Origin of the sequence: Acinetobacter sp. WA-87 (assembly GCF_039938935.1) — a bacterium.
Classification (GTDB): Bacteria; Pseudomonadota; Gammaproteobacteria; order Pseudomonadales; family Moraxellaceae; genus Acinetobacter; species Acinetobacter seifertii.
Map to the genome: position 1 here is coordinate 482808 of NZ_JBDUVF010000001.1, position 16188 is coordinate 498995.

The following is a 16188-nucleotide window of genomic DNA, read 5'->3' on the forward strand; positions in this document are numbered from 1 at the left end:
TGAAAAGGCACTCGAAAGTGCCCTTAACGACATAACTTTACGCTTATGAAACGTGTTGAATGCCTTGTGGAATCGCCTGCAATAATCGCTTAGTGTAATCATGTTGAGGATGTGCATAGAGCTGATCCGAATTGGCAATTTCAACAACCTCCCCATGATTCATGACCATGACTTGATCCGAGATATATTTCACAACCGATAAATCATGTGAAATAAAGATATAACTTAGTCCAAACTCATCTTGTAAGTCCTGTAATAAGTTAAGTACTTGGGCCTGAACTGAAACATCTAGTGCCGAAACAGACTCATCACAAATTAAAATTTCAGGCTTTAGCGTTAAACAACGTGCAATAGCAATACGTTGGCGTTGCCCACCCGAGAACTCATGTGGATAACGATAGTAAGCTTGTTCAGGTAAATTAACTCGTTCAAGTAACCCAAGTGCAATTTGTTTACGCTCCGCATCATCTTTACCAATGTTATGAATTTGCATAGGCTCTAATAAAATCTGCCCGATGGTAAAGCGTGGGTTAAGCGAAGCATATGGGTTCTGAAAGATGATCTGAATCTTTCGTTGATATTTGGCAAACTCTTTTTCAGTTAATGAAAGAATATCTTTACCCTCAATGAAAGCTTCACCACCTGTTGCTTCATGTAAACGCATGAGCAAAAGTCCCACTGTAGTTTTACCTGAGCCTGACTCTCCCACTAGACCAAGCGTTTTCCCTTTAGCCAGTTTGAAAGAAACACCTTTTACTGCTTGAAATTCTTCTTTTCCAAATAATCCTTTACGACTATAAAAGCTTTTTTTCAGATCTTTTACTTCTAAAATAATTTGCTCTTCGCCATTTAAACCGCGTTTACGCTGTGGAATTTCTGAAACATCAAAGCTTTGCTCTACCAATACATTGTCTTCTTGACGCATAAAGTCGCTGGTCACAGGCAAACGATAAGGTCGCTGTGACATTTGAGGACGACAGTAAAGTAAAGCTCTCGTATATACATCTTTAGGTTGCTCTAGAACTTGTTCTGCAAGTCCCTGCTCTCTAATTTCACCATGACGCATTACAATGACTTGGTCTGCAATTTCACCCACTAAAGCCAAATCATGCGTAATAAAAAGCATCGACATTTGACGACGCTGACGCAACGATTCGAGTAAATCAATAATTTGTTTTTGAATGGTGACATCAAGTGCCGTTGTCGGTTCATCGGCTATCAGTAACTTAGGTTCACAAGCAATCGCCATTGCAATCATGACACGTTGCTGTTGACCACCAGACAGCTGGTTAGGATAAGCATCAATTTTCGTTTCTGGTGAAGGTATCCCAACCTCTTTGAGTAACTCTAAAACACGCTGACGGGCCTGTTTACGACTCATACCCATGTGTAAACACAACACTTCTGCGATTTGATTACCTACCGTAAAAACGGGATTTAATGATGACATTGGTTCCTGAAAAATCATGGCAATATCTTTACCACAGATTTTTCGCATATCTTTACGGGATAAGCTGAGTAAGTCTTGACCTTCAAAAGCAATCTTACTTTTTTCATCAATTTTACTTTGGCCTACAGGTAGTAAGCCCATAGTTGCCAAAGAAGTAACTGACTTGCCGCTACCCGACTCACCAACTAAAGCGACAGTGGTATTTGCTGGAATATCAAAGGAGATTCCTTTAACAGTTTCGATATACTGCTTGTCTTCACCTTTAAAACTTACACGTAAGTTTTCAATGTGGAGTAAAGGGACACTTTTTTGTTGTTCTGACATTAGGTTTTCCTCTTATTTTAGTTTTGGATCTAATGCATCACGCAGTGCATCAGTAAACATTGAAAATGCAGTAACCAAAACAGCCATTGCGACAGAGGCTGCGACAAGCTGCCACCACTTACCTAAAAGAAGTTCACTTTGCGCCTCATTTAACATGCTGCCCCAAGACACTACGCCGACAGGTACACCGAAGCCTAAGAAACTCAAAATAACTTCCGATTTAATAAAAGAAACCACCAAAATTGACATTTGAACCAAAGCAATATGGCTGACATTAGGAAAAATATGAATAAACATACGGCGGAAATGTCCAACACCAATTGCCTTAGCAGCCAGAACATATTCACGTGAGGTATGTTTCATATACTCAGCACGAATTAAACGGTAAACACCTGTCCAGCCCGTTAAACCTAAAATCAAAACAATAGATAAAATGCCTTTTTGTTGCAGTACGGCAGCAATAGCAAGAACTAATAATAAATATGGAATGGAAGTAAAAATGTTATAAAACCAGTTAAGGATGTCATCTACCCAACCACCAAAGTACCCTGAAATCGCCCCTAGCAGTGTGCCTAAGGTTACTGCGAGCAATGCTGAAACTAGCCCTACAATAATTGAGGTTTCGGCACCTTTAATGGTCTTTTTAAGGACATCTTGTCCCCATTTGTCAGCTCCAAATATAAGCGTACTTTTAAGTTCACTTTGCTGATCGAGTAAATGTCCACCTAGTTGCCGATCAATTGCTTTCATATCATCTGCTAACGGATCAACTACACCATAATAATCAATTGCACTTCCAGAGCTCTTTTCTTGTTTAATTTCAGCCTTCAGTTGGTGAATGACATCTTTTAAGGGATCGACTGGATTTTCCGGTAATTCCTCATCTATAGCAGCTGTCTTTTGCAAAGCTTCCGTCGTTTTATCTGCACCTATAAATGTAGGAGGTGCATAACTGACAGCAACTTCTTTATTCCAGTCCGATGCAATCACTCCCGTAAATGATAGTAGCAATACGACCAAATAGAACAGCACAACAATGAGTGATGCGATTGCAATTTTGTCAGCCCGAAGGCGACGCATTGCAAGCCGCCATAAACCAGCTGAAGCAGGTCCTGTCTGGGTTTGTAATTTTCTTTTTGATAGAACACTTAGCATAACCCACCTACTTCAACTGTACACGTGGATCAACCACTTTGTAGACTAAATCGGCAATCAAGTTAAAAATCATGGTTGCAGCTGCAATGTAGACTGTAATTGCTTTAATCACAGGAAAATCACTTCGCTCAACTGCGATAATTACTTCTCGACCAATACCGGGAATACCAAAAAAACGCTCAATTAAAAATGCCCCTATGAGCAACGCAGGCAAAGTCGCCATCACATCGGTAATAATAGGAATTGAAGCATTACGTAAAACATGCACACCTAAAATTCGGCTTTCCCCTACACCTTTAGCTCGTGCCGTTCTAACGTAATCTTGGTTAATCTCATCAAGCACAAAACTACGGTATAAACGTAAAGTAGGTGCAATACTCACCACCAACATAATTAAAATTGGAAGTAAGGCGAACTTAAATAAATTATCGGTAAAATTATCGCTCCAGCCCTGTACTGGGAACCAACTTAACTGATAAGCCAGAACATATTGAAAAACAATAATATAAACCAAGATACTAATCGACATGCCAATGGTACATAACATCATGACCATACGATCTGTTAAAGAGCCACGTACAGCCGATACAGCTAAGGCTAAGCCAATTGAAATAACAGTTTGTAAAATAGTGAGTGGAATTAAAAGCGTTAGTGAAGGCCCCAAGCGGGTTAAAATAATTTGTGAAACCGGTTCCCCCGTACTCCAACTTGCACCATAATCAAAAGTGAGAATCTGCTTAATAAAAATCCAGAGCTGAACGTAATAAGGTTGGTCTACCCCTAGCTGTTTACGAATGTTTTCAATCTGCTCAGGATTAGACATCTTACCTGCCAAAATATAAGCTGGATCTCCACCTACCCAGTTAAAAAGAATAAAGATAAACAGTACTACTCCCAACATGGTTGGAATCATCTGCCATAACCGCCGAATAACATATGCCAGCATAGTGATAATTCCTTATTTAACCCGTTGTCCGGTAATTTCATTAAAGAATGCTTTATTGTCAGGATCACGACCAAGGAAATCTTTAACCAACTCAGCTGCCGGTTTTTGGCTACCTTGTGACAAAATGGTTTGACGGTAACGTTGCCCGACTTGTGGGTTATTTAGGTTGTCACCATAAGCAGAAAGCATATCGAGAGCTAAAACCTCAGACCACATATAACCGTAATAACCCGCTTGATACCCACCCATTAAGTGTCCAAACTGTCCAGGAAACTCTGTTGTTGGTACATATCCCAAGGCCGTAGCTGCTTCCATTTTTTGCCAAGTTTCTAAAGGTTTTACTTTTAAAGCATCAGCCGTATGAAGTGCCATATCGTACTGCGCATAAAGTGTCTGACGTGCATAACGTAAACCGCGCCCATAGTTATGTACTGCTTTTAAACGGGCAATTAATTCATCATCAACTCGTGGACATGCTGGATCACAGTAATCAGCCACTTTAGACAAAGTTTCCTTACGGCGTGCCCACTCTTCATACATTTGAGATGGTGCTTCTACGAAATCACGCTCTACAGAAGTTCCAGACTGACTTGCATAACGGGTATTAGATAAAATGCCATGTAAGGCATGACCAAATTCATGAACAAAAGTTTCTAACTCGTCACTATTTAAACCTTTACGGTTAAAGTTTGTGACAAGTACTGACACGGGTAAGCGGTTAGTTAAAGTACTGCCACCATATACTCCCCAAACGGCAGCATGGCCATATTTCCCTTCGCGAGGGAATTTATCCATATATAGAGCACCCAGAAGCTTTCCTGTCTTTTTATCGACCACATCGTAATACTCAACTTCGCTTTGCCATGCTTTAACTTTGACAGGTTTAAAATCAATACCATAAAGGTCAGATGAAATTGCAAATAACCATTTTTGTGCCGCTAAAGTCGGGAAATAATCACGAAGCTTTTCCTGATCAATTTGATATTTGCTCTTACGCAGTTTCTCACTCCAGTAAGCTTCACTCCAACGTGTGATCTCGGTTTTATCTAATGGTGTTTTTAAAGTTTGTGCTTTAAATGCTCGGAGCTCTTCTACTTCTTTGCGCTCAAGTGGTGCGACCGTTTTCTGTACTTCTGCCAAAAACTGATTTACAGCTTCGGGCGTTTTTGCCATACGGTCTTTTAACACCCAATCTGCATAACTTGCTTTTCCAAATAACTGCGCAAGCTCATAACGTAAATCTACTGCCTGTTTGAGTAGTTTTAAGTTTTGTTCAGTACCACGTCGTGTAAAGGCAATCTGGTATCTTTTTCTGGCATCATCATTATCAGCCAATTCCATAAATGGACGATATTCCGGATACTCAAAACCTAATAGATAGTTACCTTTGGTATTTTTCTTTAACCCTGAAATATAACTTTCTGGCAGCCCTTTCATTTCTTCAGGAGTAAATTCAAGTTTTTCAGGGTTATCACGAATATTGCGGTTATATTCTTGTTCGAGTTTAGTCAACTCATCCAGAATGGCTTTCATTCTTGCACGTTTTGCTGGTTCTAATTGAACCCCCGTGTCTTCAAACTGATCCAGAATATCCTGACGGTATTTTTTATCTATCGGATCATTCGCTTTTGTATTTTTAATTACGTTATATAATTTTGAATTTTGGAATATATCAGTATGAAACTGATTAATTTTAATTTCGCAGTCTTCGGCTGCCTTACGTAATTTCGCATCTGGGTCTACATTACTATATAGACCTATGGGTCCTGAAAAATCTTCAAGATGAGCAAAAATTTTATCCCACTTTGCTAATATCGGAGCGGCAGCAGCATCGGTTTTAACAGGTATTTTTTCAAAACTTGAAATCTCTTGCTGGATTTTTTTTAAATTAGAATCGCACCATGTGGGAAGTTGCTCTGCTTTAAGTAATGGTAACGTCGCACGTGTCGTCTCTGCCGATGCAAACTGACTTATACCTATGGTCAACATACATAAACTAGTCATTTTCAGCGTGTTATTTTTCATCATATCTCCAATTTTTTTCATTTAATGATTAGATTTCGTATTTGTATCAATATCGAAGTACATCCATTCAGCATGTAAAATCGGATGCTTCTTATATCCAATGATTCTTGGTTGAGCCAACATATTTCTATAACGTGCATACAACACTTGAACTGGCATATACACTTCTAACAAACGTGTCATTTTTCGATAAATCACGTCGCGTTCTGGGCCTGGCTTAACCTGTTGAGACTGACGGTATAATTGATCAAACTCTGGTATTGAACCGCAAGACCAGTTGGTCATATGAGTGTTCGGGCCATAAAAATTCTGCATAAAATTATCGCCATCTGGATAATCGGCAATCCATGCAGAGGAACCAAACATTCCATCACACTGTTTTTGCGCCCGAATGAGATCTGAAAAGAGCATTGGTTTGTAAACCATACGAATATTCAAACTGTCAAAGTTCTTTTTCCAAAGCTCAGCGCTTTGCTGACCAATACTGTCATTGCGCGCCATATATTCAATAACAAGGGGCTTACCATTTGGTTGTGTACGCCAACCTGATGCATCTTTTTTATAGTTATATTTATCTAATAATAAATTTGCTGCTTTGACCGAATATGGGGTACTGCTTCTATATTGAGGTTCAACCCCTACTACACCTGGTGGAACTGGAAAATGTAGACGCTCAGCATCACTATTACGTACTAATTTAATTTCTTGATCTATTGAACGAGACATTGCAATTGCACGGCGTAAAGCAATTTTTTCTTTACTCATCCCTCCAACAACGGGATTTTTAAGGTTCCAATAGTTATAACTAATTTCCGGATCAACAATACGAGATAAATGCACACCCTCTTTTGCAAGCTCAGGACTTAATTTACCGTCTTTAATCGCTTTCGAGACTAATTGCCCTTCAAGTTGAATAATATCAACTTCACCACGCTGGAATGCCAACCATCGTGACTGGTTTTCTTCCATTACCTGAATATCAATTGTGCCGATTTGAGGCATTTGTTTACCTTTGAGACGTTTTACAATTGCTTGGTCCTCAGCGCTACTGGCTACAAAGTTCCAAGTAAAACCGCGATAATCAGGATTCGCTTTTAAAACAATACGCGAAGCAGGCACCCACTTACTGAGCATATAAGGTCCTGTCCCTACTGGATGCCCCATAACAAAGCCAGATTTATCTTTATATTTTTCGATAACTTCACGTGCTACAGCCCCTGTAGGGTCATGTGCTAGTAATAAAGGAAAGTTATAATCAGGCTTCACTAACCGAATAACCAAAGTGTACTTATCAGGTGTTTGTAAACCACTCGCACTTTGATCATAGTTAAACTTTCCTGTTTTACTGGCTGATTGTACTAAAGCATCCATACCTTCAATTTTGTTCTCCAACAACCAACTATTTGGCGAACGTAAATTTGGGTCCAATAACCGCTTAAAAGAGTACGCATAATCGTAAGCCGTTAACTCTCTAGGTTTACCTTTAAAAACAGGGTCCGGTGTAAAATAAATACCTTTTTTAATGTGAATCGTATAAGTCAGACCATCTACACTCACTTCTGGCATAGCGGTTGCGATTTGGGGAATAAGCTTTGCTGGCCTTGCTAAATAATCGTAGGTATATAAAGTTTCAAATATCGACGTGGTTACATGTGCCGAATATAAGTCATGGATATACGCTGGGTCGAAACCTGTTTCAGCTGTCGGAAACGTATAATGGAGAACTTTATTTGGATCGGCTGGGCTTTTTGCAAAAATAGTCGTGTTACCCGTTAATGCCATACTGACAAATAATAGACCTACACTACAGTGCTTGAGCTTTTGTTTTAAATTTTCAGTCATGATGATCTTTATCTAAAATTATTTTTTAATAGGGGTAATATCAAGATATTGCCAGTTTGTATTCATCATCGGGTGAGGTTTAAAACCCTGAACTTGTGGGTGTATCAACCAATTACGAATTCGAGTTACATGAATAATCCAAGGATTATCAGCTTCTATCTGGCGATTAAGCTTTTCATAATATGGTAGACGTTGTTGCGGTGGTAAATGAATGGCCTGAGTGTAAAGAGCATCATATGTTTTAGACTGATAACACGCATGGTTCCCTTGCCCAGCATTTGGTCCATATAGTAATTGTGCAAAATTATCTCCTTCGGGATAGTCAGCAATCCATGCCCCACTCCACATCATATATTTACATTGAGTTGCGGCTTTTAAGTTATCTGCAAAATTACTTACTTTAAAATCAGCACGAATGCCTATCGCATCTAGATTTTTTTTCCAAAGCTCTGAATGAATAACGGATGCTGAGCTATTTTCATTGTTAATTTTTAAAACTAAAGGCTTGCCATTTGGTAAGGTCCGATAGCCATCAGCCCCTTTTTTATAACCATAATAATCAAGTAATTTATTTGCTAGAACTGGATTGTACCCAACACTACTTTTATATTTTGGGTTATATCCATTTACACCTTCAGGTATAAACATTTCTGCTCTGACAGCCTGACCTTTATATGCCTGTTTTATGCTTTCTTTTTGATCATAAGCTAAAGTAATTGCTCGACGAAGCGCTATTTTTTCAGGACTAAAACCACCAATGACAGGGTCTCGCATATTCATCATGGTATAAGTAATTTCAGGTTCTTTATATGGGAAATGTTTAATGCCTCTTTTCTGAAAAGAAGCTTTAAGTTGATTGCCATCTAAAGCTTGCGGAACTGCATCTGCTGTAAGTCTATCAAAATCTAATTGACCAGACTGGAAAGCTAACCATCGTGACTGTTGCTCTTCAATAATACTAACCACCACCTTGCCAATTTGTGGCATTTTCTTTCCAGACATTTCCTTAACAAGTTGGTTATCCCAAGGCGTTCCTGTTGACTTAAAATTCCAGACAAAACCACGATAATCAGGATTGGCAACCAACTCGACCTTACTTCTTGGAACATATTTACTTAGCATGTAAGGTCCGGTACCTACAGGGTGCATACCAATACGGTCACCATAATAATCAACAACCTCTTTCGCAACGCCGCTAAATGTAATATAGGCAAGAATATAAGGAAAATTAAAGTCTTGGCGAGTTAAAGTAAATTGTAGAGTATATCGATCAGTCGCTTTAAGCCCTGCAATTGGCGCAGCATAATCAAATTTTCCTGTTTTTTTTGCTTGAGCTACCACTGCATCGGCACCCACCAACTTTCCATCCAGAAAAGAAACGGAAGGCGCTCTGTTTTTAGGGTCTAAAATACGTTTAATTGCATAGACGTAGTCTTCAGCTACCAACTCGCGGCGTTTACCTTTAAATGCGGGATCATCTGTAAAATAAATACCTGGCTTAATTTTAAATATATAAACTTTACCGTCTTGTTCAACCTTAGGCATAGTTTCTGCCGTATAAGGAACCAGTTGTACCGGACGTGCCAAATAATCGTATTTAAGTAGAGGTTCAAAAATGGCTTCTGCAATACTTGCACTATAAAAATTAGTGGTTTTAACCATGTCAAAACCATCATCTGGTGCTTCATAGGCAACATGCAAAATCTTGTTGGGTTGTGCTGGCGTAATTGCATAAGCACATGGAATTGATGTAATAGCCAAACTTAAAACGGCGAGCTTAAAAAATTTTAATTTCAAGTTCATATCCACATAACTAATTTTTTTAAAAGACATTAACCTTTTGAGTAACATCTAAATCCGCATAAGAAAAGTTCTTTTTCAGCAGATAGGCCTATTTGGGATTTGTAATTTACTTTCCTTTATCATCTTTTTTATTTGATCAAATGGAAAAAATAAACTTAAGCACCCAGTGTTTGTAACTACTGAATATAAAGCGAATTTCATGCCATCTATTGGCACTCATCATAAAATATTTGAGATTATTAGAAATTCATATTTTTATTAGGTACTTAAATTCATTTGAACTATATAAATAAAAGTCACTTTTTGCCAAATATTATATTTGCATAAGTTAATCATTGAACACCTTAAATGCACAATAAAAACACACAAATGTATCATTATGAATCACAAAAAAGCATTCATATAAAATTATTAATTTCAAATTAAAATACTAATATTATTAGTAATATTAAAAATAAATAATTATTAAAAATAGTATAACATTACATACAAGAAAGTTCTAAAACAGCACATTTTTCTGTATTAAGCATGTGAAGAATCTAGCAATGTATATTTTTTATACAAATTTATTTGGAACTTTTAGCCACCATTAAAAAAATTACCAAATGGAAAACTTTTTATCCCTATAAAAAATCAAAAGCACTGTTCGCAACCATAATAAAATCAATATTTATCAATATTTTGCATAAACTAAAAAAAGAAAAATATATAGTTGGCACTTGCTTTGCTTAAAAACTTTCCAGCAATATCGCTAACTACAACAAAAAGGGATCAAATCCACGATGAAAAAAAAATACAATGTTCGATCTCAGGTAACCCCCAAGATCGGCAAGACAATACTTAAATTAAGTACCCTTAGTTTAAGCATGATGTGTCTTACCATGGCACAAGCAGCAGAAACAGAACAATCAAGCAATGATGATAAACCAACAAAAGTCGTAAAAGTTGCCGTTACAGGTTCTTCAATCAAAGGAGTTGCGGCACAAAGTGCTTCACCCATTACCATAGTAAAAGTTGACGAAATCTTAAAACAAGGGGTAACAACAACAGAGGAAGCATTAGCAAAGATCAGTGCAAACCAATCGAGTTTTGTTACTGCTCAAAATGTAGGTGCTAGTGGAACGGTAGGTTCAGCAGCTGACCTCCGAGGAATTGGTGCCAATAAAACCTTAATCTTACTTAATGGTCGTCGTTTAGCTGCAAATGCTTATGATAGTGGTGTCACTAATTTAAATATTATTCCGTTAGCTATGTTAGACCGTATTGAGGTCTTACGAGATGGCGCATCAGCAATTTATGGTACAGATGCAATTGGTGGCGTAATCAACTTCATTACTAAAAAACAATTTACTGGTTTAAACATCAGTGGTGGTTTAACACAACCAGAGCACAGTGGAGGTGATACACAAGATCTAAGCGTATTTGGTGGTTATGGTGATCTTGATGAAAATGGATTTAATATTTTTGGTGTCATCGATTACCGACATGGTAACGACGTTATGGCAAAAGATCGTAAAGTTAGTAAACGTGGAGGATTAATACCAGAACTAGGTATTACAAAAGGGAGTAGTGGTAGTTTTCCCGCTAACTTTTATGACAAAGAAACTGGTGTCGAAGGAAACCCATATGCAGCTACAGGCTGTGGAAGTAATCCGCTCGTTTACGCACAAGGTGAATTCTGCCGTTATAACAGTCAGGCAGTGATTGGAATTGTTCCAAAAACTGAAGATATCTCAGCACTAGGGCGTGCTACTTTTAAACTCAATGATAATTTAAATGCTGTAGCAGAATACGTCTACGCACGTAATGAAATTACTACCTCAGTGGCCCCAGACGTTTTCTTCGATTTAACATTGAATCCTGACAGCAAATATTATCCAGGTAATGGCATTACACCTGGAATGAATAATGTGACCGGTCCACTTGAGCTTTATATTCGTTCTCAAGCTGGTAATCGTGTTAGTTCTAGTATTAATGAGTCACATCGTGTATTCGGTGGTCTAGAGGGTGAAGCATTCGGTTGGGATATTAATACTGGTGTTACTTATGCTCATAGCGAAGCGGAAGATCGATTAAACAGTGGGTATCTTAACTACAACAGAACTCAAGAAGCTTTAAATAATGGTATTTTAAACCCATTCGGTCCACAAGCACCAGAAGACGCAGGCTTATGGGATACACTAGGAGTAACTGGTGCTTATTTAAAAGCGGACGTTGACTCAACAACTGTTGATTTCACCGCCAGTCGACCTATATTTAAATTACCTGCAGGTGACGTTGGTTTTGCAATTGGAACTAGCTACCGCCACGATGAATGGACCTCAAACGTAGTATCTGAAGTGGCTAGTCAAGCACCAAGTACAGGAGTTGATCCGAATGAACCTACGAATAAAGGAAAAAGAGATATCAAAGCAGTCTTTACTGAACTGCATATTCCTTTACATAAAACTTTAGAAGCTCAACTTGCGGCTCGTTACGATGATTATAGTGACTTCGGCGATACGTTTAACCCTAAATTCGCACTCCGTTGGGAACCAATTAAACAATTAATGTTCCGTACTTCTTATAGCACAGGATTCCGAGCACCAACTTTATGGGAAGTAAATGCTCCTAACTCTATAACAAATACTTCAGCTTACTATAATGACCCTGTACTTTGTCCAAATGGCCCTCCTAAAAAACCGGGAGATACTCTTCCACCGGGTGGTGTTGCCAGTCGTGATTGCGAAACCCAATTTGATCGCAAAAATGGAGGAAATAAAGATCTTGACCCTGAAGAATCAAAATCATTTACTGCTGGCCTAGTTCTTGAACCAATTAAGAATTTAGTTCTAACCTTAGATTATTTTAATATTGAAGTTGAAAATCAAATTGCTGCATTACCTGAGAGTGATATTTTTAACAATCCAACAAAATATGCCGACAAGTTCGTACGCAACCCAGATGGAACACTTAACCATATCATTACTACTCAAGACAATATGGGTGATTTAAAAACTTCTGGTGTCGATGTAAGTCTAAATTATATAACCCCAATGACAGCAACAGGTCGATTTGGTTTTGGAATGGATGGGACTTATGTCATTAAATATAAATATCAAAATGAAAAAGATGGAGAATGGATTAGTAGTTTAGGTACATATGTTGGAGATGCCCCAATTATTCGTTGGAAACATACTGCTAATTTATACTGGAATTATCAAAACTGGGGAGTAAATTTCCAACAACAATTCACTCGTGGTTATGATGACCAAAATTCAAGTTCCACAGTCAAGTCAGGTTATGAAAATCACAAAGTGAGCGACTATACAATTTATAACATTTCAGGCACTTATAAAGGCTTTAAAAATCTTGAAGTTACAGCGGGGATTAAGAATATCTTTGATGAAGACCCTCCTGCTTCAAATGTTGGTGACAACTTCCAAATGGGATATGACCCACGTTACGCAGATCCTTTAGGACGTACTTACTTTGTACGAGGTACATATAAGTTCTAAATGGTTGTTCTGCAAACATGACTTTAAACATTGTGTTTGCAGAACAAATACTCATTCTTAGCCAAACAGTCATTTTAAAAATTGTTTGTCTACAGTTTCAGGAGTAACTATGGGCATGACTTTTACAGACATAGAAAATAAATCTGCCAAACGCCTAATTGGTATTGCTGCAGTCATTTTTCTGCATCTTCTTGTTGCCTATATTCTGATGTCAGGTTTAGCAAACAATATTCAAAAACCAGCGGAAAAACCTGTGGAATTACAAATTATTCAGGATATTAAGCCGCCTCCTCCACCAAAGCCGGAAGAGCCGAAACCAAAGGAAAAACCACCTGAACCACCAAAAATGGTAGAAAAAGTTGCCAAGGTTCCAGAGCCTCCTAAACATGTCGAAAAATTTACACCTGTACAAAAAACGACGCCAGTCACTCAACCAACGAATGTGGCTACCCCGGCTCCTGCTGCACCTAGTACCCCATCACCAAGCCCTGTTGCCGCACCTGCTCCAGTGGCTGCTGCGCCGGCACCAAAACCAGCTGGTGTGAGTCGTGGTGTTTCAGAGGGTTCTGCCGGCTGTGAAAAACCAGAATATCCACGCGAAGCACTTATGAATGAAGAACAAGGGACAGTGCGCATACGTGTTTTAGTTGATACTTCCGGCAAGGTTATTGATGCCAAAGTAAAAAAATCGAGTGGCAGCAAAACCTTAGATAAAGCAGCAACTAAAGCTTACAGCTTATGTACGTTCAAACCAGCAATGAAAGATGGTGTACCTCAGCAAGATTGGTATGAGATTGAATATCCATTTGTAATTGAATAAACAATTGAATTAGCAAGAAATTAAAAAAAATTGGAGATATATGATGAAAAAATCAACTCAACCGTTAGTTCGTTTCGCTTCTGCAAGTCTAATCGCAGCTTGCTCATTACTTCCATTAAGTACAGTTTTTGCAGAAGAAACGAGTAATACTCCTGTTGCAACAGCAACGACTGAAGCGACATCAAACTCAAGCACACCGACTCCACCGCCAAAGCCTGCAACGAGTGAAACTGTTAAAAACCCTTATGGTTTAGAAGCACTTTGGCGTGAAGGTGATTTAGTTGCAAAATCAACCCTATTCATATTAGTACTTATGTCTATCGGTACATGGTACATCATCGTTTCTAAACTATTACAACAAGGAAAAGTTAAACGACAAGGAAAAGAAGCTGAAAGACATTTCTGGGAAGCTACTTCTCTTGATAATGCTGCTGAAGGTTTAGAACAAAGTAGCGCTTATCGATTTATTGCAGAAAAAGGAATTAACTCAACTAAGTCACACGGCGGTTCGTTACTTGAACGCATTGACTTCAATACTTGGGTAAGCATTTCAATACAACGTTCAATTGAAAAAGTACAAAACCACTTAAGTGGAGGTTTAGCCTTTTTAGCAACGGTTGGATCTACAGCCCCTTTCGTAGGTCTATTCGGAACAGTATGGGGAATCTATCACGCATTAACAGCTATCGGGATTTCAGGACAAGCATCTATTGATAAAGTTGCAGGTCCAGTTGGTGAAGCACTGATTATGACAGCTATTGGTCTTGCAGTCGCAGTACCGGCTGTACTTGGTTATAACTGGTTGACTCGTCGCAATAAAGCAGTGATGGAAAACGTACGTTCATTTGGTTCAGATTTACATGCAGTTTTATTAAGCGGAGAAATTAATACTAATAATTCAGTTAACCGCAGCATTAAATAATCAGGAGCAAACATTATGGGTATGAGTGTTGGTTCTGAAGATGAAGACGAAATGATTGGAACAATTAACACGACGCCTCTGGTAGACGTCATGTTGGTTTTACTTATTATTTTCCTAATTACGATTCCAGTAGTTACACATACAGTACCAGTGAAACTACCTGAAGAAAAAAATACGCCGTACGCAACTACGCCTGAAAATATTCAACTCTCAGTCAATAAGAAAGGAGATATTTTCTGGAATGAAAGTTATGTACCAAATAAAGAAATTTTATTAGCGAAATTACAGGCTGTGGCGCAAAAAAGACCGCAGCCAGAGGTACATATTCGAGGAGATCAGCTTACCCATTTTGAAGCGATAGATCAGGTCATTAGTACGACCAAACAAGCTGGTATTGGCAAAATTGCCTTTGTTACTACCCCTCCAGCCTCCCCATAACTATTTTAAGGAGAATCTTATGGGTATGAATGTCGGTTCAAATAATGATGACGATGTGATGTTAGAAGTCAACATGACACCGCTTATTGATGTCATGTTGGTACTCATTATCATGTTTATTATTACCATACCTGCACCCAACAACGCGATTAATATTAATTTGCCAAATGGCACACCGCCACCAACAAATGAAAAGCCACCCGAAGTGATTGATGTGAGAATTGATTCAACTGGTCAAGTATTTTGGAATAATCAACAGGTTTCTGACCGCAAAGCACTAGAGACTTTATTTCAAGGTGTTGTTGCCAAAAAAGATCAAGACCAAGTCAAACTCAAACCAGACCAGATGGCTGAATATAAAAATGTAGCGATGGTGATGGCTACAGCACAGCGTTTAGGTGTCACTAAAATTGGAATTGTAAGCAGTAACTAATATTACTTTTAATCTATTTAACTCTATTAACTCCTGCGCTAACTTGAATTTTCAGTTAGCGTTTTTTTTGAACTGAAATATTCAACTCTAAAATAATATCTCCACACTCATCATATTCTCCAGTTTCTATAAAACCCATTTTCTTATAAAGTTTTCCAGCAATGTTATTAGAAGATTTATACATCGTTCTAATTCGTTTAGCTCCTTTTGCAGCCATTTCATCAATTGCCATTTGCAATCCCTTGGTACCATAATCTTTAGCTTGATGATCTTTGCTAATCATAAAACGAAATAGCCAAAATAATGTCTCATCAGGTGGATCAATTTCGACGCAATACATTAGGAACCCAACGACTTCATCATTAAAACAGATGACTCTTGGACAGTAATGTTCTTCTACTTTAGACTCAGCAATAGAATATACATTTGGTGCAACATAATCTTTTTGAGATTCATGCAATGACAACTTTGCACATAAAATCCAATTTTCACGATTAAGATCTTTTAGACTAATCTAATGCAAAACCTTTTAG

13 protein-coding genes are annotated in these 16188 nt (G+C 38.2%); 6 read left to right on the forward strand and 7 right to left on the reverse strand.

Going from position 1 to position 16188, the window contains the following annotated elements:
- Positions 1–43 precede the first annotated feature (43 nt).
- Genes ABFY81_RS02340 through ABFY81_RS02365 form a run of 6 tightly spaced genes read right to left on the reverse strand, consistent with a single transcriptional unit; the run spans position 44 to position 9551 of the window.
- Positions 44–1774: an ABC transporter ATP-binding protein gene (locus tag ABFY81_RS02340; protein WP_347912948.1), complete on the reverse strand. Its 1731-nt coding sequence runs from the start codon at positions 1772–1774 to the stop codon at positions 44–46.
- A 12-nt stretch (positions 1775–1786) separates the two neighbouring features.
- On the reverse strand, positions 1787–2929 hold the full coding sequence (locus ABFY81_RS02345; RefSeq protein ID WP_347912949.1) for an ABC transporter permease: 1143 nt from the start codon (positions 2927–2929) through the stop codon (positions 1787–1789).
- A 7-nt stretch (positions 2930–2936) separates the two neighbouring features.
- Positions 2937–3875 carry an ABC transporter permease gene (locus ABFY81_RS02350; RefSeq protein WP_004709076.1) on the reverse strand — a complete coding sequence of 313 codons (939 nt, stop codon included), beginning with the start codon at positions 3873–3875 and terminating at the stop codon, positions 2937–2939.
- A gap of 12 nt (positions 3876–3887) precedes the next feature.
- A complete protein-coding gene (locus ABFY81_RS02355) occupies positions 3888–5921 on the reverse strand; it encodes a M3 family metallopeptidase (RefSeq protein WP_347912950.1) in 2034 nt (677 codons plus the stop codon).
- Positions 5922–7745, reverse strand: coding sequence for an ABC transporter substrate-binding protein (locus ABFY81_RS02360; RefSeq protein ID WP_347913409.1), 1824 nt, complete (start codon positions 7743–7745; stop codon positions 5922–5924).
- Positions 7746–7760: 15 nt separating this feature from the next.
- On the reverse strand, positions 7761–9551 hold the full coding sequence (locus tag ABFY81_RS02365; protein WP_347913410.1) for an ABC transporter substrate-binding protein: 1791 nt from the start codon (positions 9549–9551) through the stop codon (positions 7761–7763).
- A gap of 160 nt (positions 9552–9711) precedes the next feature.
- Here ABFY81_RS02365 and ABFY81_RS02370 point away from each other — a divergent pair, with 160 nt between their 5' ends.
- From ABFY81_RS02370 to ABFY81_RS02395, 6 genes are all read left to right on the forward strand, one after another.
- Entirely contained in the window at positions 9712–9807 is a 96-nt protein-coding gene (locus tag ABFY81_RS02370) for a hypothetical protein (RefSeq protein WP_191000176.1), read from the forward strand.
- A gap of 520 nt (positions 9808–10327) precedes the next feature.
- Positions 10328–13042 carry a TonB-dependent receptor gene (locus ABFY81_RS02375; protein ID WP_347912951.1) on the forward strand — a complete coding sequence of 905 codons (2715 nt, stop codon included), beginning with the start codon at positions 10328–10330 and terminating at the stop codon, positions 13040–13042.
- 109 nt (positions 13043–13151) lie between these two features.
- On the forward strand, positions 13152–13862 hold the full coding sequence (locus ABFY81_RS02380; RefSeq protein WP_347912952.1) for a TonB family protein: 711 nt from the start codon (positions 13152–13154) through the stop codon (positions 13860–13862).
- Between the two features lie 40 nt (positions 13863–13902).
- Positions 13903–14784, forward strand: coding sequence for a MotA/TolQ/ExbB proton channel family protein (locus ABFY81_RS02385; RefSeq protein ID WP_191013127.1), 882 nt, complete (start codon positions 13903–13905; stop codon positions 14782–14784).
- Positions 14785–14799: 15 nt separating this feature from the next.
- On the forward strand, positions 14800–15222 hold the full coding sequence (locus ABFY81_RS02390) for a biopolymer transporter ExbD (protein WP_004701951.1): 423 nt from the start codon (positions 14800–14802) through the stop codon (positions 15220–15222).
- 19 nt (positions 15223–15241) lie between these two features.
- Complete coding sequence (locus tag ABFY81_RS02395; protein ID WP_347912953.1) at positions 15242–15655, forward strand: biopolymer transporter ExbD; 414 nt, start codon at positions 15242–15244, stop codon at positions 15653–15655.
- Between the two features lie 55 nt (positions 15656–15710).
- Here the strand turns inward: ABFY81_RS02395 and ABFY81_RS02400 are convergent, their stop codons facing one another.
- On the reverse strand, positions 15711–16169 hold the full coding sequence (locus ABFY81_RS02400; protein WP_347913411.1) for a GNAT family N-acetyltransferase: 459 nt from the start codon (positions 16167–16169) through the stop codon (positions 15711–15713).
- Positions 16170–16188 lie beyond the last annotated feature (19 nt).

Excerpts from the sequence above, each read along its gene's own strand:
- ABFY81_RS02380 (WP_347912952.1), top strand. The coding sequence starts at position 13,152 with ATGGGCATGACTTTTACAGACATAGAAAATAAATCTGCCAAACGCCTA.
- ABFY81_RS02395 (WP_347912953.1), top strand. The coding sequence starts at position 15,242 with ATGGGTATGAATGTCGGTTCAAATAATGATGACGATGTGATGTTAGAA.
- ABFY81_RS02385 (WP_191013127.1), top strand. The coding sequence starts at position 13,903 with ATGATGAAAAAATCAACTCAACCGTTAGTTCGTTTCGCTTCTGCAAGT.
- ABFY81_RS02340 (WP_347912948.1), bottom strand. The coding sequence starts at position 1,774 with ATGTCAGAACAACAAAAAAGTGTCCCTTTACTCCACATTGAAAACTTA.
- ABFY81_RS02390 (WP_004701951.1), top strand. The coding sequence starts at position 14,800 with ATGGGTATGAGTGTTGGTTCTGAAGATGAAGACGAAATGATTGGAACA.
- ABFY81_RS02345 (WP_347912949.1), bottom strand. The coding sequence starts at position 2,929 with ATGCTAAGTGTTCTATCAAAAAGAAAATTACAAACCCAGACAGGACCT.
- ABFY81_RS02355 (WP_347912950.1), bottom strand. The coding sequence starts at position 5,921 with ATGAAAAAAATTGGAGATATGATGAAAAATAACACGCTGAAAATGACT.
- ABFY81_RS02350 (WP_004709076.1), bottom strand. The coding sequence starts at position 3,875 with ATGCTGGCATATGTTATTCGGCGGTTATGGCAGATGATTCCAACCATG.
- ABFY81_RS02375 (WP_347912951.1), top strand. The coding sequence starts at position 10,328 with ATGAAAAAAAAATACAATGTTCGATCTCAGGTAACCCCCAAGATCGGC.